The following is a 23,190-nucleotide window of genomic DNA, read 5'->3' as shown; positions in this document are numbered from 1 at the left end:
CGCGGCCGTAATGTCGCTTCGCCAGCCGCGACCTCCGCGTCGCGGCTGAAGCCGCTCCTACCGGCGCGGGGAGGCGGTCCGGGGGCGCCGGCGGAACAGCAGCCGCCACAGCCACCACACGGCCAGTGCGATTGCCAGACTGGTGACCGTCACCAGCCCGAGCGCCACCCAGGGATAGCTGAACACCAGCGCGAGACCGCCCACCGCGGCGACGTCCTCGCCGACCGATGCGGTCCAGTTGCTGACCGGTTCGGGCGACGTATTGAGCAGGGCGCGCGAGCCCGCCTTCAGCGCATGGCTGGCCAGGGCCACGCCGGCCCCGGTCGCCAGCGCGCCGGCGCCCAGGTCGCCGTCCGGCGAGAGCGTGGCGGCGGCCAGGAAGGCGCCGGCCGGCACCCGCAGCAGCGTATGCAGCAGGTCCCAGCCCGAGTCCACCCCGGGAATCTTGTCGGCGAAGAATTCCGCCACGGCGAGTACGCCCGAGACCCCGAGCACCCAGGGCGAGGCGGTGACCTCCAGCGCCTGCGGCAGGTCGAGCCAGCCGAAGAAGCCGGCGACGCCGACACCGAACACGGTCAGGTAGACGCGGATGCCGGCCAGCCAGGCGAGAACTACGCCAATTGCGAACAGGTGCGCATCCGACATCGCGGCATCCCCGTAGACTCCGGGCCGAGTATAGGTGACTGACGGCGGCCGTCGCCGCAGCAGCGCATGAGTCGGAAAACCCAGCCACTTCGCTACGTGATCGTGCCCCGCCGGCCCGACCGCCGTCCGTTGATCGCGGCGGCGCTGGGGCTGTGCTGGCTGCTGACCCTCGGTGTCGCCTGGGCGGTGGCGGGCTGGCACGCCGCGCCGCAGTTGCCCGGCCTCAGCGCATCGCTGGAGACGGCCCGGGCGGAGCTGCGCCGCTCCGGGCTCGAGCTGGAGGCGCTGCGCCAGCGCCAGGCCACCCTGGAGCGCTCCGACCAGATCAGCCGTACGGCCAACCGCCAGGTCCAGCAGGAACTGGCCGAGCGCGACGAGCAGATCGCCGACCTGCGCGCCAACCTCGCCTTCTACGAGCGCCTGGCCGGCGCCACCCGAAAGCCCAAGGGCCTGAGCGTGCATTCGGCACAGTTCGAGCCCGAGGCGGCCGGCAGCTGGCAGTACCGCATCACCCTGACCCAGAACCTCAACCGCGGCGCGGTGACCGCCGGCAAGCTGCGCTTCGCGATCGAGGGCGTGCGCGACGGCAAGCTCGCCACCATCGACTGGGCCGACCTGCACCAGCGCGACAGCGCGCCGCCGCAGCCGTACTCGTTCCGCTATTTCCAGCAGCTCAAGGGCAGCGTGATGCTGCCCGACGGCTTCGTCCCGCAGCGCGTGCGCGTCTCACTGCGCGGCGAAAACGCCTCGCTCGAACAGGCCGTCGCCTGGGTGCGACCTTCAGAAACCGGGGAAACCTGACCATGTTCAAGAACAAGCCGAACCTGCCCGAGGGCCAGGTCGACACCCTCATCGGGCCGCAGGTGGTGATCCACGGCGACCTGCAGTTCAGCGGCGGGCTCTATATCGAGGGCCGCGTGGTCGGCAAGCTGCATGCCGAGGACGGTGCCAAGGCGGTGCTGACGCTTGCCGACGGCGGCAGCGTCGAGGGCGAGATCCGCGCCCCGGTGGTGGTGATCAACGGCCGGGTCGATGGCGACGTGCATTCCAGCGAGCGCCTGGAACTGGCCGCCAAGGCGCGGGTCGACGGCAATGTCCACTACAAGGTGGTGGAGATGGCGGCCGGCTCGCGCCTGAGCGGCCGTCTGCTGCACGTCGAGTCGGCCCCGCAGGCCGCCGCCGAGCTGCCCGGCGACGACGCCCGGGTCGACCTCGCCGCCGTCGTTGGCTGATCGTCCACTGCCGACGTTGTAGGCTCCTCCGCTGGCCTCCCTGCGGTGACGACGATGGTTCCTGCTGCGACACCGCCCCCGGGCCGACTTCCCATCGTGATCGGCGCCATCGTCGCCTTCTCGCTCGCCTTCGGTGCGTGGGGGCTGTGGCGGGTACTGGCGCCGGCGCCCGCGGATACCCGCGCCCGGCTGGAAGCCAGCGAGGAGGCGCGGCGCGACCTGCAGGCCGATTACGAAGAGCTGCAGCAGCGCGTCGCCACCCTCGGCCGCTCCGACCAGATCAGCCGCGAGGCCAACCGCGACCTGCAGGGCACCCTGGCCGAGCGCGACGAGGAGATCGCCGGCCTGCGTGCCGACGTCGCCTTCTACGAGCGCCTGGTCGGCGCGACCGCGCAGCGCCGCGGCCTCAGCGTGCATGCGATCACGATGCAGCCCCAGAACGACGCTGCCTGGCATTTCCAGTCGACCCTCACCCAGAACCTGAACCGCGGCGCGGTCAGCAGCGGCCGCCTGACCCTGTCCATCGAGGGCTCGCGCGGCGGACGGCTGCAGACCCTCGACTGGGACGCCCTGCGCCAGCAGGAGGAGGCGCCGGGGGTCGAGTACTCGTTCAAGTACTTCCAGGAAGTCGATGGCGACGTGTTCCTGCCCGAGGGCTTCAGCCCGGTGCGGGTGACCGTGCGCCTGCAACCCCGTTCCGGCCCTGCGGTCGAGGAGTCGTTCACCTGGTCGCAGGCGACCGGGACCACCCCGCCGGCCAACGCCGCCGGCATGCGCTGACCCGCGGGGTGGCGCGGAGCCGGCACGGCCTGCGCGGCTTGAATGGCGGCCGCGCGGCCCCCATCCTGCGCTGATGAACACCCCGATCATCCCCCTCCCCGAACTCGGCACCGGAAGCGACGCCGAACCCGACGCCGAACCCGGCGCCGATCCCGGTTACCAGGCGCTCGACCGCCCGCTGCAATTCACCTCCGCCGCCGCGGCCAAGGTGCGCGAGCTGGTCGCCGAGGAAGGCAACGATGCGCTCAAGTTGCGGGTCTACATCCAGGGCGGCGGCTGTTCGGGATTCCAGTACGGATTCGAGTTCGACGAGGAGCAGGGCGAGGACGACCTCGCGGTGCGCACCGACGGCGTCACCCTGCTGGTCGACCCCCTGAGCCTGCAGTACCTGATGGGCGCGGAAGTCGACTACACCGAGAGCCTGCATGGCGCCCAGTTCGTGATCCGCAACCCGAACGCGAAAACCACCTGCGGCTGCGGTTCCTCGTTCTCGGCGTGAGTGCCGCGGGCACACCGTTCGCCTTCGTCGGGACCGGCGCCTACGCGGGGATGACGCCCGCGCTTGAACTGGCCGACGAGCCGGCATGCCACGGCGTGCTCGACCGTGCCGACGCCCTGCGCGACGACGCCGCGGCGCTCGCTGCCATGTGGCCGCAGGCGCGGTTGGTGCTGCTCGATGGCGACGGCAATGCCCTGGTCGACGCCGAGGGCCGGCTCTTCACTCCGACCGGCCAGCAGGTCGGCGAAGGGCCCGGCGGGCCGGGCGCGGCGACCTTCCTCGGCGTCGATCCGCGCGGCACCGGCTGGTTCGCGCTGGACGAGGAGCTGACGGCCATCGCTGCAGCCGGCCGGCGGGACCTGCGCAGCGCGGCGGGGCTCTGGCCGGCATTCGACGCCGGCGTGTTCGCGCAGGCGCGTGCGTTGCAGCACTGGCGCCGCCGACACCGGCACTGCGGTGTCTGTGGCGGCGAGCTGTCGTTTTCGCGCGGCGGCTGGCAGGGCCGCTGCGAAGGCTGCGGCCTCGAGCATTACCCCCGCACCGATCCCGCGGTGATCGTCGCCGTCACCGACGGCGAGCGCCTGCTGCTCGGGCGCCAGAGCGGCTGGCCGGCGCGCCGTCATTCGGTCATCGCCGGCTTCGTCGAGCCGGGCGAAACGCTGGAACAGACCGTCGCCCGCGAAGTGCTCGAGGAGACCGGCGTGCGCGTGCGTGGCTGCCGCTACCTGGCGTCGCAGCCCTGGCCGTTTCCCGGCCAGCTCATGCTCGGATTCATCGCGTTGGCCGAGCCCGACGAGCCCCGGACGGGTGACGAGCTGGAATCGGCCGGCTGGTTCGATGCGGACCGGATCCGCGCCGCGCTGGCGCGCGACGGGGCCGCTGCGGAAGGCGTGCCCGACGACGACGGGCCGCTGCTGTCGCCGTCGATCTCCATCTCGCGCTGGTTGATGGAACAGTGGCTGGCGGCGTACGACCGTGGCCACGCCGGCCGCCCGGGTTCCGTCATCGGCTCGCGCTAGAATCGGCCGAGCGTCGCGGCCGGTCCGCGCACGTATCCACTGCCGCGGCGCGTGCGTCGCGCCGCGAGCTTGCCGGAGGAAGCCCCATGTCCGTGACCCTGATCGCCGCCGTCGTCGCGCTCGTGCTCGGCCACCTCGTGCCGTCGCTCGCGGTGTCGGTGCGGCGCTACGGCTGGTACCGCGACTGGATCCGCTGGCTCGACCGCCAGTTTCCCGAAGGCGGCTTCTGGCGCGGTCGCTGGGGCATCGTGCTGGCCCTGTTGCCGCCGCTGCTGGTGGTCGGGCTGTTCCAGCTCGCCCTCGACGACGGGCTGCTGGGACTGGCCGAGCTGCTGTTCGGCGTGGCGGTGCTGTTCTACACGTGGGGGCCGCGCGACCTCGACGTCGATGTCGAGGCGGTGGTCCAGGCGACCGACCCGGTCCGTCGCCGCGAGGCGGCCGCGCGACTGTCGGTGGACGGGGAGACCGCGCTGGACGGTGGCAGCCTGGTCGAGGCGGTGTTCCGCAACGCGATGCGGCGCTGGTTCGGCGTGCTGTTCTGGTTCCTGCTGCTCGGTCCGTTCGGCGCCGTGCTGTACCGCCTGCTCGTGCTGACCGTCACCGGTGAATGCGTGCGATCGGTGCCCGCCGGGACCGCCAAAGGGGCACGTGCGTTCCTCGCCGTGATCGAGTGGCCGGTGGCGCAGTTGATGACGCTGGCGCTCGCGCTGGTCGGCAACTTCGACAGCGTGCTGGGGGCGTGGCGTTCGGCCGGCGGTGCCTCGTTCCGGCTGGACCACCGCTTCCTGGTCGCGGCGGGCCGGGCCAGCGTGCGCAGCGAACTGGCCGAGGAAGCCGCGGAGTCCGGCACCGCCGCCACGCCGGTAGCGGCCAGTGGTGCCTATGCCGGCGCTGTCGACCTGCCGGAGCTGCGCGACGCGATGAGCCTGGTCTGGCGTTGCCTGCTGGTGTGGCTGGCGGCGCTGGCGCTGTTCGTGATCGCCGGTTTCGTGAGCTGAGCGCGGCGCGCCGAGCGCCGGGTACCACCGGCCCGGCCCATCGCTGATGCAGATGCCGGCGCTCTTGTAGAGCGTCAGCCGCGATCGGATGTCTGCTCGCCCGCGCCGGTTCCACGATCGCGGCTGAAGCCGCTCCTGCAAGCGCTCGGACACGCGGTGCCAGGCCGGCTGGAAAGCGGACGCTGTCGAACGCGTCCCCACGGCCGCTTTCCCGTCGGCGTTACGCAGCGTCCCCGCGCAGGCGACGTACCTCCGCCTCCAACTGCGCCGCGTCCACGGCCGAGCCGTGCAGCGGTGCATCCGCCACCACGTCCACGGACGCGCGGAACCGGCGCGGCAGTCGCATGCGGCCGATCGTGCCGTCGCGCCGGCTCCACATGCTTGCCCACATGCCGCGCAGCGCCATCGGGATCACCGGCACCGAGCGGCGCTCGAGGATCTTCTCCACGCCGGACTTGAACGCCGCGATGTCACCGTCCCGGGTCAGCGCACCCTCGGGGAAGATACCCACCACCTGGCCGTCGGCCAGCGCGGCGTCGATCTCGTCGAACGCGCGCTGCATCAGCGCCGGGTCCTCCCTCGCGCCGGCGATCGGGATCGCCCTGGCGGTGCGGAAGATCCAGCGCATTACCCCGATTTTGAAAGGCGCGAAGTTGAAGATCCGGTAGTACATGACGAAGCGCACCGGCCGCGGAATGCTCGCGGCGAGGATCAGCGCGTCCATGTAACTGACGTGGTTGCACACCACCAGCGCCGGACCCTCGTCCGGAATGTGGTCGATCCCGCGCGCGCGCAGCCGGTACAGCGCGCGTACCAGCACCCAGCTCAGGAACCGCATCAGGAACTCGGGCACGATCGTGAAGATCCACAGCGCGACCAGCGCGTTGGCGATCGCCAGCGCCAGGAACACCTGCGGGATCGTCCATCCAAGCAACCGTTGCGCGGCGAGCCCCAGCAGCGCGGCGGCGACGATGAAGCCGGAATTCTGGATGTTCAGGCCGGCGAACACGCGCGCCATTTCCGGCTTCGGCGTGCGGCTCTGGATCAGCGCGAACAGCGGCACTACGAAGAACCCGGTGAACAGGCCGATGCCGAGCAGGTCCGCCACGATGCGCCAGCTGCCCCCGGCGCGAAGGAACTCGCCGACGCCCAGGCCACTCACCAGGGCCGCCCCGGGCCGGGCGAAATACAGGTCGAGCATGAAGGCGCTCATGCCGAACGCGCCGAGCGGCACCAGGCCGATCTCGACCGTACGTGCCGACAGTTTCTCGCACAGCATCGAGCCCGCGCCGGTGCCCACCGAAAACAGCGCCAGCGCGAAGATGTACAGCGTCGCCGAGCCGCCCAGGTTGACCTCCGCGTAGGCCGGCAGCTGGCTGGTCATGACGGTGCCGACGAACCAGAACCACGACACTCCCAGGACCGCGTTGCGGACGGCGAGCTGCCTGCGCGCGAGTCGCAGCACCGCGATCGATTCGGGCACCGGGTTCCAGCGGATCTTCAACGCCGGCAGGCCGGCGCCCGCAGGCGGAATCGCACGGCTGACCAAGTGGCCCGTGACGGCCAGCACGACAATGACGGCTGCCGCGGCCCATGGTCCACTGCTGCCGGCGACCGCGAAGATCGAGCCGCCCAGGATCATTCCCAGCAGGATCGAGATCGACGTGCCCATCTCGACCAGGCCGTTGCCGCCGGTGAGCTCGCGCGGTTGCAGCACCGCCGGCAGCATCGAGTACTTCACCGGTCCGAACAGGGTCGACTGCACGCCGGTCAGGAACAGGGCCACCAGCAGCACGGCCAGGCTGGTGGTCACGAAGCCGATCGCCGCCAGCGACATGATCGCGATCTCCATGGCGGTGGTGATCCGGATCAGCGTGGCCTTCTCGACCTTCTCGGCAATCTGCCCGGCCAGGGCGGAGAACAGGAAATAGGGGAGGATGAACAGCGCCGGCGCGAGATTGGCGTACAGCGCCTTCTGTTCGCTGCTGACCCCCAGCCAGAACAGCAGCGCGATGATCGCCTGCCGGTAGACGTTGTCGTTGAACGCACCCAGCGACTGGGTCAGGAAGAACGGCAGGAAACGACGCTGACGCAGCAGCGCGTACTGGTTGTCCGACATGCAGGCCCCCCGGATTGGCCCGGCGAGCCTAGCAGACCGCTCCCGCGCCATGCGCCGCTGTAGGAGCGGCTTCAGCCGCGATCGTGGAGTAGTTCGCTCGAGGCGTTCCCGATCGCGGCTGAAGCCGCTCCTGCAGAAAAGAGTTACCCGGCGCCGCGCTCGCGCTCGATCGCGCGCCAGCCGATGTCGTGGCGGTGGAACTCCCCGTGCCAGGAAATCCCGGCGACGGCTTCGTACGCGCGCGCCTGCGCCCCGGCCACGTTGTCGCCGAGCGCGCACACGCACAGCACGCGGCCGCCGGCGGTGACCACCTGGCCGTCGACCAGCTTCGTGCCGGCGTGGAAGACCTTGCTGTCATCGACCGCGGGTACATCCCAGCTGCCGATCGCGTCGCCGGTGCGCGGGGTGCCGGGGTAGTTCTCGGCCGCCATCACCACCCCGACCGAGGCGCGCGGATCCCACTGCGCCTGCGCCGTGTGCAGTCGGCCGGCGATCGCGGCCTCGACCAGATCGAGCAGGTCCGACTGCAGCCGCAGCATCACCGGCTGGGTTTCGGGGTCGCCGAAGCGGACGTTGAACTCGATGACCTTCGGCCTGCCTGCGGCGTCGATCATCAGCCCGGCGTACAGGAAGCCGGTGAACGGCACGCCGTCGGCGGCCATGCCGGCCACGGTCGGCTCCACCACCTCGCGCATGATCCGCGCGTGCACCTCGGGGGTGACCACCGGCGCCGGCGAGTACGCCCCCATCCCGCCGGTGTTGGGGCCGGTGTCGCCGTCGCCGACCCGCTTGTGGTCCTGGCTGGTCGCCATCGGCAGCGCGACCTTGCCGTCGACGATCGAGATGAAGCTGGCTTCCTCGCCATCGAGGAACTCCTCGACCACCACCCGTGCACCGGCCGCGCCGAACGCGTTGCCGGCGAGCATGTCGGTCACCGCGGCTTCGGCCTCGGCCAGCGTGGTGGCGACGATGACGCCCTTGCCGGCGGCCAGGCCGTCGGCCTTGATCACGATGGGCGCACCCTTGTCGCGCACGTAGGCGAGCGCCGCGTCGAGGTCGGTGTGCACCGCGTAATGCGCGGTCGGGATGCCGTGGCGGGCGAGGAAATCCTTGGCGAACGCCTTGCTGCCTTCCAGTTGCGCGGCCGCCGCGGTCGGGCCGAACACCCGATGGCCGGCGGCGCGGAAGCGGTCGACCACGCCGGCCACCAGCGGCGCTTCCGGGCCGACGACGGTCACCGCGACGCCTTCGCGCTGGACCAGGGCGAGCAGGCCGTCGATGTCGGTGGCCTCCACGGCGACGTTGCGGCAACCGTCTTCGGTCGCGGTGCCGGCGTTGCCGGGGGCGACCAGCACCTCGCTGATGCGCGGCGACTGCGCCAGCTTCCACGCGAGGGCGTGTTCGCGGCCGCCGGAACCGATGACGAGGACTTTCATGGCTGTGCTTCCTGAAGGGGTTTGCGCGGGAGGACGGTATGCCGCCAGGGTGATTGCGGCGCCGCCATGGCGGCCTGCGAGCGGACGGGAACGGCCGCGTCGCCGATGCCGGGGAATTCTACGGACGCGCGGCGGCGGCCGCGAACCGGCTGCTAGGATCGGCGCGTTTCCACCCGAACGAACCCGATGAACCCCATCCTGCAACTGATCGAATCGGTGCTCGCGCCGGTCATTGGCCTGGTCAACGGCGTGCTGTGGAACTACGTGCTGGTCTACGGCCTGCTCGCGGTCGGCGTGTTCTTCACCGTCCGCCTGCGGTTCCTGCAGGTGCGGCGTCTGCCACACATGCTGCACGTGATCGGCCGCGGTACCGACGGGGACAGCAGCGGCATCTCGCCGTTCCAGGCGCTGTGCACCTCGCTGGCCTCGCGCGTTGGCACCGGCAACCTGGCCGGCGTGGCGATCGCGCTCGGAGTGGGCGGACCGGGGGCGCTGTTCTGGATGTGGTGCACGGCGGTGCTCGGCATGGCGACCGCCTATGCCGAGAGCGCACTGGCGCAGCTGTACAAGGTCCGCGACGAGAAGGGCCAGTACCGCGGCGGCCCGGCGTACTACATGACGCTGGGCCTGAAGAAGCGCTGGATGGGCATCGCCTTCGCGGTGTCGCTGCTGCTGACCTACGGGTTGATCTTCAGCAGCGTGCACGCCAACGCGATGGCGCAGGCGCTGGGCGAGGCATTCGGCTTCAGCCGCGCGCAGATCGCCACCGGGCTGGTGCTGCTGACGGCGGTGATCATCTTCGGCGGCCTGCGCTCGGTCGCGCGTTTTGCCGAGTGGGTGGTGCCGTTCATGGCGGTGGCCTACCTCGGGCTCGCGCTGTGGGTGGTCGCGACGAACCTGTCGGAGATCCCGGCGGTGCTGTCGCTGGTGCTGCGCAGCGCGTTCGGGCTGGAACCGGCGGCCGGCGGCGTGCTCGGCGGCATTGCCGCGGCGATGCTCAACGGCGTCAAGCGCGGGCTGTACTCCAATGAAGCCGGCATGGGCAGCGCGCCCAACGTCGCCGCGGCGGCGACGCCGGTGCCGCACCACCCGGCCAGCCAGGGGCTGGTGCAGTCGCTGGGTGTGTTCATCGACACCCTGCTGATCTGCAGCGCAACCGGCTTCGTGATCCTGCTGTCGGGCGTGATCGGCGATGGCAACGACGGAGTGCGGGTCACGCAGGAGGCGATGACGGTGTTCTTCGGCGGCGCCGGCACGTACTTCGTCGCGATCGCGATGTTCTTCTTCGCCTTCACCACGATCCTCGGCAACTACTCGTACGCGGAGAACAACCTGCTGTATCTGGGCGGCGGCCGGGTCGGGCTGTTGGTGCTGCGGCTGGCGGCGCTGGCGGTGATCGTCTGGGGCGTGTATTCGAAGGTGCAGCTGGTATGGGACGCGGCCGACGCGGCGATGGCGATCATGGCGTCGATCAACCTGGTGGCGATCGTGATGCTGTCGGGCGTGGTGGTGAAGCTGACCCGCGACTACGACCGTCAGCTCGAAGCGGGACGGTCGCCGACGTTCCACATCGCGGAGTATCCGGAGCTGGGGGACGGCGTGGATCGGGAGATCTGGGCGGAGCGGGGGGCGGTGGGTCGGCCTAAGGGAGAGTCTGTCGGAGGCCGTGGGTAAGAGCGGGCTTCGGCGGGGTGCGCGCTGCGGGTGGCGGGCGACCGGGGTGGTGCTCCACCCCTCGGTCGGGACGTCCCTGTCCCGACTCGGGGCCGCGGGCCATCCATGGCCCGCTTTCCGCAACACCCCCGCCACCCACCTCCGCGGATCGTCTCGCGGACTGTTGGGGAAAGGGCAAAGGCAAACGCAAAGCGAAGGCCGAGGCGCTGTGGGTTGCGCGTCCTCGCGAGCAGCGACCCTCACTTCTGTAGGAGCGACATAAGTCGCGACCCACTGACCCCGAGAGGTCTCTTGTTCAACGTGTTTCAGTAGCTCGATCGTGGTCCGCGTCAATCGCTGCGCAGCCAATGGTCAGTGGTTCGCGACTTACGTCGCTCTACAGACATCACGGGCATGCGAGATATAAACCCCGACGCGGCGTCCCCGAGGGGATTTGCCCAGAGCGGACATGGATGTCCGCGCCGGCGAGTCGGCCAGGATGGCCGACCGAGCCGGTGGGCAAGATCCCCTCGGGGGCGCCGCTCCGTCCGAAGCCGGCGCCTCCACCAGCCTTTGCTTTGCCTGTGCCGTTGCTCTGGCCCTTTGCGTTGCTGTCGCGTCAAAACGCCAGGGACAACCGCGACCGGCACCGCGCTTCGGCCAGACAGCCGGTCAGTGGCGGAAGTGCCGCACGCCCGTGAACACCATCGCGATGCCGTGTTCGTCGGCCGCCGCGACCACCTCGCTGTCGCGCATCGAGCCGCCCGGCTGGATCACCGCCTTGATACCGGCCGCCGCCGCCGCGTCGATGCCGTCGCGGAACGGGAAGAACGCATCGCTCGCCATCACCGAACCCGGCACCACCAGCCCGGCTTCCTCCGCCTTCAGCGCCGCGATCTTCGCCGACACCACCCGGCTCATCTGGCCCGCGCCGACACCGACCGTGCGCTGGTCCTTCGCATAGACGATCGCATTGGACTTCACGAACTTCGCCACCCGCCACGCGAACAGCAGGTCCGACAGCTGCGCCTCGGTCGGCGCGACCTTGGTCACCACCTTCAGCTCGTCGCGGCCAACCTCGCGGATGTCGCTGGTCTGCATCAGCAGGCCCGAGCCGACGCGCTTGACGTCGAAATTGTTGCGGCCGTCGCCGTGCGGGATCTTCAGCACGCGGATGTTGGCCTTCTTCTTCGCGTACTCCAGCGCCGCCGGTTCATAGTCCGGCGCGATCAGCACCTCGACGAACTGGCGGTCGAGGATGGTCTTCGCCGTCGCCGCGTCGAGCGGCTGGTTGAACGCGATGATGCCGCCGAACGCCGAGGTCGCGTCGGTGGCGTAGGCGGCCTCGTAGGCCTCGCCGTTGCCGGCGCCGACCGCCACGCCGCAGGGATTGGCGTGCTTGACGATCACGCAGGCCGGTGCGTCGAACTGGCGCACGCACTCCCACGCCGCGTCGGCGTCGGCGAGGTTGTTGAAGCTCAGCTCCTTGCCCTGCAGCTGGGTGAAGGTCGCCAGCGTGCCCGGCACCGGCCACAGGTCGCGGTAGAACGCGCCGGCCTGGTGCGGGTTCTCGCCGTAGCGCAGGTCCATCACCTTCACGAAGTTGCTGTTGTTCTGCGCCGGGAACAGCGCCTGGCTGCCGTCGTCCTGCAGCGAGGACAGGTGATTGCTGATGCAGGCGTCGTAGAAGGCGACGTTGTCGAATGCCGCCACCGCCATCGCGAAGCGGGTCGTGCCCTGCACCGTGCCGTCGTTGGCGTCGAGTTCCGCCAGCAGCGCGTCGTACTGGGCCGGATCGGTGGCCACGGTCACCCGTGCGAAGTTCTTCGCCGCCGAGCGCAGCATCGCCGGGCCGCCGATGTCGATGTTCTCGATGATCTGTTCGAAGCTGCTGTCGGGGTTGGCCGAGACCTGCGCGAACGGGTACAGGTTCAGCACCAGCAGGTCGATCGCGCCGATGCCGTGCTCGGCCATCACCGCCTCGTCGACGCCGGCGCGGCCGAGCAGGCCGCCATGCACGACGGGGTGCAGGGTCTTGACCCGGCCGTCCATCATTTCCGGGAAACCGGTGACGTCGCTGACGTCACGCACCTCCAGCCCGGCCTCGCGCAGCGTGCGCGCGGTGCCGCCGGTTGACAGCAGCTCGACCCCATGCCCGGCGATACGGCGGGCCAGCTCGACCAGGCCGGTCTTGTCGGAAACGGACAGCAGGGCGCGGCGGATCTTCACCGGCGGCAGGTGGGCAGCGGTCATGGGGGTGGACTCGACGGGAAAGCGCGAAATTATAGCGGGCGCGCATGGCGGCCCCCGGCGGGGCGCTGCCCGGGCCGGTTACGCCAGGCCGTATTCGCGCAGCTTCTTGCGCAAGGTCGCGCGGTGGATGCCGAGCATGCCGGCGGCGCGGCTCTGGTTGCCGTCGCAGTGGCGCAGCACTTCGGCGAACAGCGGGATCTCCAGTTCGCGCAGCGCGATCTCGTACAGGTCGCCGTCCTCGCAGCCGTTGAGGTCGCCGAGGTAGCGGCGGATCGACGTGGCGACGTGGTCCCTCAACGGGACACGCGGCCCGGAGCGGCTGGATTCGGTGCGGTCGGCTGCGGCGTTCAAAGGCGTCCCCCCAAGACACAAGACGTCCGTCGTGCGGCATTGCACCGCGCGCGTCCTGCGGGCGACGGGGGGCAGAGTCTAGCGCGTGGGGGGCGCCGGCGACACCGCGACGGCCGCGATCAGCGGAAATCGAAGGTGAACGCGACGATGTCGGGCGCCGGTTCGACCACCTGGAAGTGCACGCTCGCACTCTGGCCGGGAGCGAGCTCGTTGTGCGTATCGATCACATCGCCGCCGTAGTCGGACGGCGGGAACACGCGCGCGGCGACCGGCAGCCCGTCCACGTCCGAAAGGCTCAGCCGCAGGGCCGGCCAGGGCTGCGGCCAGCGCGCGTCGTTGCGGAAGCTCGCGCTGACGTCGAGCACGCCCGGCGTGCCGGCGGGCTGCACGTTGCGCGCGAGCATCGTGTAGGCAGCGGGCTCGCGCCACGCCGGCACGTCGCAGCGCACTGCGGTGCAGACGCCGGTGATCAGCGGCCGCCAGCGCGCACTCGCGGCGAGCTCCTGGCGTTGCGCGAGCAGCAGTTGCGCGACCAGCAGCAATGCCAGGCCGGCCAGCGCGAGCCGCGCCGGCCACCGTCGCCGGGGCGATCGGCTTCGGACCGCGATGCGCGCGAAGCTCGGGGCGCGACGGGACCCCGCATGCCCGGGTTTGGACGTCCCGAGGGCCGGTGTACGGGTGGCCACCGGGTCGTCGGCGGCAGGCACCGTCGTATCGGGTGCGTTGTCCGGTGCGGGCGCCTGTTCTTGCGATGCGTTTTCCGGGGTCGGCGGTGGCGCGGCGTCGTGGGCTCCGTTGGCATCCGGTACCACGCCGGTTTCCCCGGCAGGCGGATCATCCAGTCCCTCGACCTGCAGCAGCCCCTCGCAGCGCGGGCAGCGCTGCGGCACACCGTCGCGCGATGCGATCAGGGCGACCAGGAATCCGCAGTGCGGGCACGGGACGAACATGGCTGGAGTTTAGCCGAGCGTCGCGCCGCGACCGCGTGCGCCTCCGCCGCGCCGCTGTGATGGCGCGCAAGGATCGCGTGCCGGGTCTCAGCCGCGGCGGACCCCGCTGATGCGGATCCAGTCGTCTAGGCGCTCGACCACCAGCGCGTCGAACGCTCCGGTGTACGCCGCCAGCACCTCGTCTTCCTGTCCCGCGAGGATGCCCGACAACGCGATCCGCCCTTCCGGCGCAACCCGGCTCGCCAGCACCCCGGCCAGTGACACCAGCGCCGAAGCGAGGATGTTGGCGACCACCACCGGATAGCGGGCGACCGGCTCGTCGTCGGGCAGGTACACCGCCAGGCGGTCGTCGACTTCGTTGCGCTGTGCGTTGTCGGCGGTCGCGGTCAGCGCCTGCGGATCGTTGTCGACGCCCACCGCGCGTTCGGCGCCGAGCTTGAGCGCGGCCAGCGCAAGGATGCCCGAGCCGCAGCCGAAGTCGAGCACGCTGGCATTGCGGAGCGCGCCGTCCGCGGCGAGGCTGTCCAGCCATTGCAGGCACAGCGCGGTGGTGGGGTGGGTGCCCGAGCCGAACGCCAGCCCCGGATCCAGCCGAACCACCGCCGCGTCTGCGGCGTCTGCGCCGGCGGGCAGCTCGTGGTTCCACGGCACGATCCAGGTGCGCTCGCCGAACTTCAGCGGTTCGTACTGGTCGAGCCACGCGCGCTCCCAGTCCTGGTCGGCGACCTCGCGGAAGCGCGCGCGCGACCAGTCGATGCCCTCGTCGGCGGCGCACAGGGCATGGAGCAGCAGTTCCGACGGGGTGCCGCCCTCGAACAGCGCGGTCAGCTCCATCTCGCCCCACAGCGGCGTCTGGCCGACCCCCGGCTCGAAGATCGCCTGCTCGTCGGGCGCGTCGGCGTGGGCATCGGCGAGCGTGACCGCGAGCGCGCCGACGCTCTCCAGTGCGCGTTCGTGCCGCGGCTGGTCCGCTTCGGTGCAGGGGATGACGAGCTCGAGGAAGGGCATGGCGGGGTTCCGGTGAAACGGCCATGGTGCGTCGGCCGTGCGGGACCGGCAACCGGCGATGTTGGGTCTAGAATGTGCGCGCTGAGCGCCGGCCGATTGCGCCGGGCCGGAACCAGGAGCCGACCGCCCCTTGTCCAGAGTGCACCGCCATCTGCTGCTGTTCGCCGTCGGCGGCCTGCTGCTGTCGGCGGTCCTGGTGTACCGGGGCGGCCACACGGCGCCGGTACCCGGGGTGGCATCGCGGGTGGATGCGGTGATCGGGAGCGGGATGCCCTCCGCGGTCGCGCGCCCGACACCCGCCATCGATGCCGTTGCAGGGGACGTTCGCACGACTTCGCCTGTGAGCCCCGTGGCGCCACCACGCAGAAGTCGGCGCGCGGAGTTCGAGCGGACCGGGGACCTGTATGCCTTTGCCGGTGAACTGGCACCGGCGGCGCAGGCCGGCGACCCCGAAGCGCTCTGGATGCTGAGCCGGGTCTACGAATACTGCGCCACCTATGCCGCGGCCCCCGCTGATTACGCCGGCGACACGCAGGCGATCGCCGACGCGTCGCTGCGTACATCGGCGGCCCGGGTGGCGGCGCGGAGCCGGGTGAGCGCGCGGTGCCGTCGCTTCGTGCCTGCCGACGACCTCTCCTACACGGCCATCGTCGCGCTCACCACCGACGCCGCAGAGGCCGGCGACCTCGCTGCCGAAGCCGCGTTGCTGGCGGTCGGCGAGCCGTTGCACCCGCAGGCCGAATACCGGACGGACCTGGCCCGGCGGGTGCGGGAATCGCACGACCCCGAAGCATTCGTCGCGCTGGCCCCGGCGATGGGGATCCGCGCGAGCGGCGACCCGGCGCTGGCCGGCGAGGTCTCCGGGACCCAGCTGGCGGAAGTGGCGTGGCAGGTCGCGGCCTGCGAACTGGGCATGGACTGCAGCGCCGACGGCGCGCTGATGACCGCCCATTGCGCCAACGGCGGGATCTGTTCGCGTGATCCCGGTCAGGATTTCAGTGGTTTCGTTTTCGACGCCGCGGTTCCGAAGCAGGGGGCGGACGTCGTGAATGGAATGATCAAGTCGCTGGCAAGCGGCAGGAAGGTGTCGATATGAAAAGGCAGACGGTCGTACGCAGGCTGAAGATACTGTTCTGGATGGCGCTGTTCGCCGCCTACTCGGTCGCCGCCACGGGCGTGCTGATCGATGTGCTGGGAGCGGACTACCGGCAGATGTCGCAGGTCGTGGCGACATCGGCGTTCTCGCCGCTGGAACAGAGGATCGCCGGTGCCACCCAGGTCGCTGCGGCCTACCGGGCCGGCAGCGCCGCGCCGTTCTCGGCATTGCCGACCGGCAGTACCTTCCGGATCCGCTGGCCCGACGGGTCGAGCGAATACATATCGGTGGTCAGCGTGTCGTCCAGCGATGGCGCCCGGCCGATCCCGGGAACGCAGCGGCCCGCACCCGCTGCGGGCGACGGGCCGGAATAACCCGGCCGACGCCGACAGTGGCACCGGAGCCGGTCACACGATCGACAGCGACTTTTCCTTCTGCTCCTTCAGCCGCTTTTCCAGGTAGTGGATGTTCTGCCCACCCTGCTGGAAACCGACGTCGGACAGGATCCGCTGCTGCAGCGGGATGTTGGTCTTGATGCCGTCCACCACCATCTCGCTCAACGCCACCCGCATGCGGCAGATCGCGGTTTCGCGGTCGGGACCGTGGACAATCAGCTTGCCGATCATCGAGTCGTAGTTCGGCGGGACGCGGTAGCCCTCGTAGATGTGGCTGTCAACGCGCACGCCGGGACCACCCGGGGCGTGGAAGTGCTGGATCAGGCCCGGGCTCGGCATGAACGTCTCCGGATCCTCGGCGTTGATCCGGCACTCGATCGCGTGGCCTTCCAGCACCACGTCCTCCTGGCGGATCGACAGCTTCTGGCCGGCGGCGATGTTGAGCTGCTCGCGCACCAGGTCGATGCCGGTGACCATCTCGGTGACCGGGTGCTCGACCTGGATGCGGGTGTTCATCTCGATGAAGTAGAAGCGGCCGTTCTCGTACAGGAACTCGAACGTGCCGGCTCCCCGGTAGCCGATCCGGATGCAGGCCTCGGTGCAGACCCGGCCGATCTCGGCGCGCTGCTCGGGGGTGATGCCCGGCGCCGGCGCTTCCTCGACCACCTTCTGGTGGCGGCGCTGCATCGAGCAGTCGCGCTCGCCGAGGTGGATCGCGTTGCCCTGGCCGTCGGCGAGCACCTGGATCTCCACGTGGCGCGGGTTCTCCAGGAACTTCTCCATGTAGACCATGTCGTTGCCGAACGCGGCCTTGGCCTCGGACTTGGTGGTCGTGATCGCGGTCGCCAGGTGCGCCTCGGTGTGGACCACGCGCATGCCGCGGCCGCCGCCGCCGCCGGCCGCCTTGACGATGACCGGATAGCCGATCTCGCGGGCGATGCCGATGTTGGTCTCGGCGTCGTCGCCGAGCGGACCGCCGCTGCCGGGCACGCAGGGCACGCCGGCCTCCTTCATCGCGCGGATCGCCTCGACCTTGTCGCCCATCAGGCGGATGGTCTCGGCCTTCGGACCGATGAAGACGAAGCCGGACTCCTCGACCCGCTCGGCGAAGTCGGCGTTCTCCGACAGGAAGCCGTAGCCGGGGTGGATCGCCTGGGCGTCGGTGACCTCGGCGGCGGCGATCAGCTGGGCCATGTTGAGGTAGCTGTCGGTCGACGGCGGCGGGCCGATGCAGACCGACTCGTCGGCCATGGCGACGTGCTTGAGGTTGCGGTCGACGGTGGAGTGCACCGCGACCGTGCGGATGCCCAGGGCGTGGCACGCGCGCAGGATGCGCAGCGCGATCTCGCCCCGGTTGGCAATGACGACTTTATCCAGCATGGATCACCCGATCACGAACAGCGGCTGGTCGAACTCGATCGGCTGGCCGTTCTCGGCCACCACCTTCAGCACGGTGCCGGAGACGTCGGCCTCGATCGGGTTGAACATCTTCATCGCCTCGATGATGCCGAGGGTGTCGCCGGCCTTGACCGCCTGGCCGACGCTGACGAACGCCGGCTTGTCCGGCGCCGGGCTGGCGTAGAAGGTGCCGACCATCGGCGCGCGCACGACGTGGCCGTCGGGCAGGTCGCCGCCGGCGCGCGCGGCGCTGCCGGTCTCGTCGCCCGTCGCCTGGGCCGCTGCCTGCGGAGCGGCAGGGGCCGGATAGGACGGCGCGGCGGCGTGCATCATCGGCGCGGCCATCATCGTGCCGCCGCTGGGCAGCCGCGCCAGCCGGACCGACTCCTCGCCTTCCTTGATCTCGATCTCGTTGAGGTTCGACTCTTCCAGCAGGTCGATCAGCTTCTTGATTTTGCGCAGGTCCATGGTGGGCCTCTTGTTGATGCTCGTTGTTGGTCGGGAGCCACCGCGGGGTGGCCGATCGGGGTCAGGCCGCTCGGACGGCCAGCCGCGCGAGGGCGGCGTCGAGGGCGTAGCGATAGCTGTCGGCGCCGAAGCCGGCGACCACTGCCAGGGCGAGGTCGCTGAAATAGCTGTGGCGGCGGAACGGCTCGCGGGCATGCGGGTTGGACAGGTGGATCTCGTAGAACGGCACCCGGGCAGCGGCGAGGGCGTCGCGCAGCGCCACGCTGGTATGGGTAAACGCGGCGGGGTTGAGCAGGATCAGCGCGGTGCCGTCATGGCGCGCCGCCTGCACCCGCTCGACCAGGGTGTGTTCGGCATTGGACTGCAGGCTGTCGAGCCGGTGGCCCGCCGCCTCGGCCGTGGCGCGCAGGCCGGCGTCGATCCCGGCCAGCGTCGCATGGCCGTAGATCTCCGGCTCGCGCTCGCCGAGCAGGTTGAGGTTGGGGCCGTGCAGGACCAGCAGCTGCGCCATGGCGGGCCGGGAGGTGGAAAGCCGGCAGTGTGGCCGACGGGCCGGGCGCTGTCCAGAAGTTCGCGGCTGGATCGCCGAAGTTGTCGTGATTTAAGCGGGTGTTTGAATTCCGCCGTGACTCAGTGCTGCACCCAGGCATCGACTTCGCCGTGCTCGAACGGCCCGATCTTCTGTTTGACCAGCCGGCCCTGCCCGTCGACCAGGGCGGTGAACGGCAGCACGCCTTTGGCATTGCCGAGCTGTACGCCCGAATCCCGCGGACCGGCGATGTCCAGCAGGATCGGGTAGTCCACCCGGGTGTGGCGCAGGAACGCCCGCACGTCTTCCGCGTTGTCCAGGGCGATGCCGACGACCTGCACCCCGCGGCTGCCCTGGCTCCCGGCGAAACGGTCGAGTTCGGGCATTTCCTCGATGCACGGGCCGCACCAGCTCGCCCAGAAATTGATCAGCAGTGGGCGCCCGGCATAGGCGGCGGGCAGTTCGACCTCGCGGCCCTGGAGGTCGGGCAGCCGCAGGACCGGAATGGACTGGCCGGTGTCGGCGACGGCAAGGCCGGCCGGCGGCTCCGGCGCGGTGGCATTGATGGCCTGCTGGAGCGCCTGCTGGCCGATCTCGGTGCGCAGCAGTGGAGCGGCGCCGTTCATCCACAGCCCCGCCGCGGCGCCAAGCACGCCCGCGCCCAACGCCACCAGCAGCACCCGCGTCACCGGCTTCATGGCGCGTCCCCCGCCGCGCGATCGGCCCGCGTGGCGAAATCCGCGGCGTCCTCGAAGCCGAACAGCCGCAGCTCACGCCGCTCCGCGCCATCGACATAGAACAGCGTGGCCGGCGGACCGATGATGCCGAGCCGCTTCATCAGCGCCTGGTCGACACGATCGTTCGCGGTGACGTCGGCCTTGAGCAGCACGAAGTCGGCCAGCGCGGCGTGTACGGCCGGCTCCGGGAAGGTGTACTTCTCCATTTCCTTGCACGCCACGCACCAGTCGGCATAGAAGTCGAGCATCAGCGGTCGGCCCGCGGCGCGCGCGGCGGCGATTTCGCGGTCGAGATCGGCGGTCGACTTGATCGAGCGGAACGGCAGTTCGCGTGGTTCGGTGTCGCCGGTGCGCAAGCCCGCCAGCGGCTGCAGCGGATCATGGCCGCCGGCCAGCGCACCCACTATTTGGACCGCGCCGCCGATGCCCAGCAGGGCGGCCGCGGTCCAGCCGAGGATGCGCACGACGTCGCGTGACCTGACGACTCCGACCGCCAGCGTGGCGGCCGCGCCGAGCAGCAGCGCCCCCCACAGTGCCAGCGTCACCGGCCCGGGCAGGAACCGCGACAGCATCCAGACGGCAAGGCCGAGGAACACGAAACCGAACGCGCGCTGCACCGCCACCATCCACGGACCGCTGGTGGGCAGCCCGCGTCCGGCGGCGACGCCGAACGCCAGCAACGGCACGCCCATGCCCATCGCCAGCAGGAACAGCGCGGCGCCACCGAACACCGGGTCCTGGGCCTGGCCGATGTACAGCACGGCCGCCGCCAGCGGGGGCGCCACGCAGGGGCCGACGATCAGCGCCGACAGCGCGCCCATCACCGCCACGCCGGCCAGCGATCCGCCGCGCTGGCGGTCGGTCAGGGCGCCGAGGCGGTTGCGCAGGGCGGCCGGCAGTTGCAACTCGTACAGGCCGAAGCTCGACAGCGCCAGCGCGACGAACAGCGCGGCGAACGCCGCCAGCACCCAGGGGTTCTGGAAGGCGATCTGCAGGTTCGCGCCGACCAGTCCAGCGACCACACCGGCCACGGTGAACACCAGCGCGTTGGCGAGCACGTAGACCAGCGACAACCCGAACGCGCGCGCGGCGCCGAGGCCGCGTTCGTGGCCGGCCGACGCACCCGCGATCAGGCCCGACAGGATCGGGATCATCGGCAGCACGCACGGCGTGAAGGCCAGCAGCAGGCCGAACCCGAAAAAGCTCAGCAGTGCCCACCACCGGTCAGGCCCGGACAGCGCGGCGGCGAGGCGGCTGTCTTCGGCCTGCGCGGGTGCATTCCGGACGGCGACGTTGGCCAAGGCCGAGGCCTCGAGTGACCGGCCGGTGTCATCCGGGTTCGGGGTTTCGGGCGCTTCGGTGACGCCATTCGAAGTAGGCACCGCGGCCGTCGAGGACGGGACACGCCCGCCGACAGGCGTCGGGGATGCGGAGGTGCGGGACGGACTCGCCGTCGCGGTTTGCGCCGGCAGCAGGACCTCGACCGTGCGTTCCATGGGCGGATAGCAGATGCCGTCGGTCTGGCAGCCCTGGAAACTGGCGACCAGCCGGGCCGCCGCCGCTTCGGCCGGGCCCCGGCGCAGCGGCACCGTCACCTCGACCGGATCGAAATACACCACCACGTCGCCGAAGTGCTCGTCGCGATGGTCGACGCCCCGTGGCCAGTGCGGTGTTCCCAGAACGGTACCGGCCGGGGCACCGGCGAGCGACAGGGCGGTCCGGTCGCGATAAAGGTAATACCCGGGAGCCGGGGAGAAGCGCAGCCGCAACGTGTCGGCATCGTCGGCGATGGCCTCGAAGCCGAAGGCGCGCTCCGGCGGCAAGGGCTCGCCGGTGTTGCGGCCAAGCAGCGGCGTGCCGCCGCTCCGCACCGGATTGGCCAGGCCGCCGCGGATGCCCGGTCCCAGCAGGCCGCCGGCCGGTGCGGCCACGGCCTCGGTGCCGGGCAGCGCGACTTGCAACCGCCGCGTCTGCGGCGGGTAGCAGATGCCCGCGTCGGCGCAGCCCTGGTACTTGATGGTGAGGGTGGCGGTCGCGCCGCGTGGCTGGCCCGGCAGGGTGGCGACCAGCTGCTCGCGGTAGGTCTCGACCTTGCCGAAGAATTCGTCCTCGTAGGCCTTGCCCGGCGGCAGCAGCAGGGGTTCGGCGTCGAATCCGCCGTCGGCCTGCACGCTGGTCCGATGACGGTAGAGGTAATAACCGTCGGCGATCTCCCAACGCACCGTGATGGCGTCGGCGGCGTCCGCCGAGGCACTCAATACGAACGCCTGGTCGACCGGAAGCAGTTCGTCGGGGTCGATGGCCGCCTGGGCGGCGGTCGCGACCAGCCCGAGCAGCAGCGCCAGCCAGGCGCCGCGCCCGCGGCGGGGCATCTTGGGGTCAGTCATGGTCTCGGGTCTGCGCGGCCACCCAGGCCAGATAGGGGGCGAGCCCGCCCGCGGTTTCGACCGCGAGGATTTCCGGGAGTTCATACGGATGCAGGGCCTGCAGCCGGCGGGTGAGTGCATCGAGCCGGTCGGCCGTGGTCTTGATCAGCAGCAGCACTTCTTCGCCGTGCTCGATGCGGCCTTCCCAGCGATAGGTCGACTGCAGCCCCGGGACGCGGCTGACGCAGGCGGCGAGCCGCTCGTCCACCAGCGCACCCGCGATGGAGCGCGCGATGGCATCGTCGGGACAGGTGCACAGGCAAAGCAGGACGGACATCGGGTTCGGTCTCCCGGCGGAGCCGCATAGCCTAGCCCAGCCGGCGCCACGCGCCTTTGCCGGAGTCAGCCCTGTCCCGTGCGCGGGCGGCCGACGCGGCGCACGGCCAGCTGCTCGACCACCTCCACCAGCGGCACCCGAGCCCGCAGCGGACTGTCGCGGAAAGCCGCCAGCAGCCGGAGTTCCAGGGGGTCGTCCACCAGCAGCGCCTCGGCCGTGGCGATCGAGTCCATCTCGACCTCGGTCGACAGCGTCATCTTGCCGCGCCCGGTCGCCAGCCATTCGAACTGGACGCCGGTGACCAGCGCGATTTCACGCAGGTGGGAGGCGCTCGGGGATTTGCCGGGGCTGCCCTCCCAGTGACTGACCGCGCTGCGCTGGACCCCCACCGCGGCAGCCAAGGCCGCCTGCGAAAGGCCGCCGTGGCGGCGGGCGAGGCGAATGCGAAGTGCCGGCGTCACGCGTTCTTCTCTCCCTCGTTGCAAAGCTGAAACAGTGTGCCAGTCGACAAATGACCGCGCCAACGCCGCAAAGTTACCGTGAGTCACCCAGCCACCAAATCTAACGGCAACATGTTGTCTATCGGTAGCTATATCGATAGTAAACGTGGAAACGCCTGATTAGTTCGATCGGCGTCACGACTTGGGGTTACCGAAAGTGAGCGGGCTGGCGTATGGGCCTCGCTGGTCAATGTGACGGAGTTGGGCCAAGATCGCCCCAAGCCGACAGGGAGTTGGCTTCGACATGGGGGTCCAGGTCAGGGGAGAAGGCGCAGGACTGCGCCGAGCTCGGAAGCCAGTCCCGAAACCGGAAGAGCGCGTCTCCTTGGAGACGCGCTCTTTTTTGTGGCCATCGCGGCGCCGGCCGCCCCCAAGCGCACCAGAATTCCCACCGGGCCCTTGAAAGCCCCAGCACCCGCCC

The 23,190-nt window shown here is 70.6% G+C and carries 23 protein-coding genes; 9 read left to right on the top strand and 14 right to left on the bottom strand.

Going from position 1 to position 23,190, the window contains the following annotated elements; all coding sequences use genetic code 11:
• Positions 1 to 57 precede the first annotated feature (57 nt).
• Complete coding sequence (locus tag U8331_RS12780; RefSeq protein WP_481131393.1) at positions 58 to 645, bottom strand: DUF4126 domain-containing protein; 588 nt, start codon at positions 643 to 645, stop codon at positions 58 to 60.
• Between the two features lie 66 nt (positions 646 to 711).
• Here U8331_RS12780 and U8331_RS12775 point away from each other — a divergent pair, with 66 nt between their 5' ends.
• From U8331_RS12775 to U8331_RS12750, 6 genes are all read left to right on the top strand, one after another.
• Positions 712 to 1,446, top strand: coding sequence for a DUF6776 family protein (locus tag U8331_RS12775; protein ID WP_481131392.1), 735 nt, complete (start codon positions 712 to 714; stop codon positions 1,444 to 1,446).
• A gap of 2 nt (positions 1,447 to 1,448) precedes the next feature.
• Positions 1,449 to 1,877: a bactofilin family protein gene (locus U8331_RS12770; RefSeq protein ID WP_481131391.1), complete on the top strand. Its 429-nt coding sequence runs from the start codon at positions 1,449 to 1,451 to the stop codon at positions 1,875 to 1,877.
• Positions 1,878 to 1,973: 96 nt separating this feature from the next.
• On the top strand, positions 1,974 to 2,657 hold the full coding sequence (locus tag U8331_RS12765; RefSeq protein WP_481131390.1) for a DUF6776 family protein: 684 nt from the start codon (positions 1,974 to 1,976) through the stop codon (positions 2,655 to 2,657).
• 73 nt (positions 2,658 to 2,730) lie between these two features.
• Positions 2,731 to 3,156 (top strand): iron-sulfur cluster insertion protein ErpA, encoded by a 426-nt coding sequence (erpA, locus tag U8331_RS12760; protein WP_481131389.1) that lies wholly within the window; start codon positions 2,731 to 2,733, stop codon positions 3,154 to 3,156.
• A 50-nt stretch (positions 3,157 to 3,206) separates the two neighbouring features.
• Complete coding sequence (gene nudC, locus U8331_RS12755; protein ID WP_481132988.1) at positions 3,207 to 4,175, top strand: NAD(+) diphosphatase; 969 nt, start codon at positions 3,207 to 3,209, stop codon at positions 4,173 to 4,175.
• Between the two features lie 86 nt (positions 4,176 to 4,261).
• Positions 4,262 to 5,173, top strand: coding sequence for a hypothetical protein (locus tag U8331_RS12750; protein ID WP_481131388.1), 912 nt, complete (start codon positions 4,262 to 4,264; stop codon positions 5,171 to 5,173).
• Positions 5,174 to 5,393: 220 nt separating this feature from the next.
• Here the strand turns inward: U8331_RS12750 and U8331_RS12745 are convergent, their stop codons facing one another.
• Together U8331_RS12745 and purD are read right to left on the bottom strand one after the other, a co-directional pair.
• Positions 5,394 to 7,292: an MFS transporter gene (locus U8331_RS12745; protein WP_481131387.1), complete on the bottom strand. Its 1,899-nt coding sequence runs from the start codon at positions 7,290 to 7,292 to the stop codon at positions 5,394 to 5,396.
• 143 nt (positions 7,293 to 7,435) lie between these two features.
• Positions 7,436 to 8,728, bottom strand: a complete 1,293-nt coding sequence (gene purD / locus U8331_RS12740; protein ID WP_481131386.1) for a phosphoribosylamine--glycine ligase — start codon at positions 8,726 to 8,728, stop codon at positions 7,436 to 7,438.
• Positions 8,729 to 8,914: 186 nt separating this feature from the next.
• Here purD and U8331_RS12735 point away from each other — a divergent pair, with 186 nt between their 5' ends.
• Positions 8,915 to 10,402: an alanine/glycine:cation symporter family protein gene (locus U8331_RS12735; RefSeq protein WP_481131385.1), complete on the top strand. Its 1,488-nt coding sequence runs from the start codon at positions 8,915 to 8,917 to the stop codon at positions 10,400 to 10,402.
• Between the two features lie 651 nt (positions 10,403 to 11,053).
• Here the strand turns inward: U8331_RS12735 and purH are convergent.
• The 4 genes from purH to prmA form a co-directional block, all read right to left on the bottom strand.
• A complete protein-coding gene (gene purH, locus U8331_RS12730; RefSeq protein WP_481131384.1) occupies positions 11,054 to 12,634 on the bottom strand; it encodes a bifunctional phosphoribosylaminoimidazolecarboxamide formyltransferase/IMP cyclohydrolase in 1,581 nt (526 codons plus the stop codon).
• Between the two features lie 78 nt (positions 12,635 to 12,712).
• Entirely contained in the window at positions 12,713 to 12,985 is a 273-nt protein-coding gene (gene fis, locus U8331_RS12725; RefSeq protein WP_481131383.1) for a DNA-binding transcriptional regulator Fis, read from the bottom strand.
• 119 nt (positions 12,986 to 13,104) lie between these two features.
• Positions 13,105 to 13,935, bottom strand: coding sequence for a DUF3426 domain-containing protein (locus tag U8331_RS12720; RefSeq protein ID WP_481131382.1), 831 nt, complete (start codon positions 13,933 to 13,935; stop codon positions 13,105 to 13,107).
• A gap of 87 nt (positions 13,936 to 14,022) precedes the next feature.
• Positions 14,023 to 14,943 carry a 50S ribosomal protein L11 methyltransferase gene (gene prmA, locus U8331_RS12715; RefSeq protein ID WP_481131381.1) on the bottom strand — a complete coding sequence of 307 codons (921 nt, stop codon included), beginning with the start codon at positions 14,941 to 14,943 and terminating at the stop codon, positions 14,023 to 14,025.
• 139 nt (positions 14,944 to 15,082) lie between these two features.
• On the opposite strand from prmA, the gene U8331_RS12710 reads away from it, so the two are divergent.
• Together U8331_RS12710 and U8331_RS12705 are read left to right on the top strand one after the other, a co-directional pair.
• Positions 15,083 to 16,039 (top strand): hypothetical protein, encoded by a 957-nt coding sequence (locus tag U8331_RS12710; RefSeq protein WP_481131380.1) that lies wholly within the window; start codon positions 15,083 to 15,085, stop codon positions 16,037 to 16,039.
• On the top strand, positions 16,036 to 16,413 hold the full coding sequence (locus tag U8331_RS12705; protein WP_481131379.1) for a hypothetical protein: 378 nt from the start codon (positions 16,036 to 16,038) through the stop codon (positions 16,411 to 16,413). The genes U8331_RS12710 and U8331_RS12705 overlap by 4 nt, the downstream gene beginning before the upstream one ends.
• Before the next feature lie 33 nt (positions 16,414 to 16,446).
• Here U8331_RS12705 and accC read toward each other — a convergent pair whose 3' ends face one another.
• The 7 genes from accC to U8331_RS12670 form a co-directional block, all read right to left on the bottom strand.
• The gene (gene accC / locus U8331_RS12700) at positions 16,447 to 17,814 is read right to left on the bottom strand and encodes an acetyl-CoA carboxylase biotin carboxylase subunit (protein ID WP_481131378.1); all 1,368 of its coding nucleotides are present in this window, start codon (positions 17,812 to 17,814) and stop codon (positions 16,447 to 16,449) included.
• Between the two features lie 3 nt (positions 17,815 to 17,817).
• Complete coding sequence (accB, locus tag U8331_RS12695) at positions 17,818 to 18,300, bottom strand: acetyl-CoA carboxylase biotin carboxyl carrier protein (protein WP_481131377.1); 483 nt, start codon at positions 18,298 to 18,300, stop codon at positions 17,818 to 17,820.
• A 61-nt stretch (positions 18,301 to 18,361) separates the two neighbouring features.
• Positions 18,362 to 18,811 (bottom strand): type II 3-dehydroquinate dehydratase, encoded by a 450-nt coding sequence (locus tag U8331_RS12690; protein WP_481131376.1) that lies wholly within the window; start codon positions 18,809 to 18,811, stop codon positions 18,362 to 18,364.
• A gap of 119 nt (positions 18,812 to 18,930) precedes the next feature.
• Positions 18,931 to 19,527: a TlpA family protein disulfide reductase gene (locus tag U8331_RS12685; RefSeq protein WP_481131375.1), complete on the bottom strand. Its 597-nt coding sequence runs from the start codon at positions 19,525 to 19,527 to the stop codon at positions 18,931 to 18,933.
• The gene (locus U8331_RS12680) at positions 19,524 to 21,953 is read right to left on the bottom strand and encodes a protein-disulfide reductase DsbD (protein ID WP_481131374.1); all 2,430 of its coding nucleotides are present in this window, start codon (positions 21,951 to 21,953) and stop codon (positions 19,524 to 19,526) included. The genes U8331_RS12685 and U8331_RS12680 overlap by 4 nt, the downstream gene beginning before the upstream one ends.
• Complete coding sequence (gene cutA / locus U8331_RS12675) at positions 21,946 to 22,269, bottom strand: divalent-cation tolerance protein CutA (RefSeq protein WP_481131373.1); 324 nt, start codon at positions 22,267 to 22,269, stop codon at positions 21,946 to 21,948. Before cutA ends, U8331_RS12680 begins: the two co-directional genes overlap by 8 nt.
• Positions 22,270 to 22,334: 65 nt before the next feature.
• Positions 22,335 to 22,730: a helix-turn-helix transcriptional regulator gene (locus tag U8331_RS12670; protein WP_481131372.1), complete on the bottom strand. Its 396-nt coding sequence runs from the start codon at positions 22,728 to 22,730 to the stop codon at positions 22,335 to 22,337.
• Positions 22,731 to 23,190 lie beyond the last annotated feature (460 nt).

This window comes from Lysobacter sp. CC-YZS074 (genome assembly GCF_056739745.1).
Note: the sequence above shows the minus strand (reverse complement) of the source record. Positions and strands in the feature narration are given on the sequence as shown.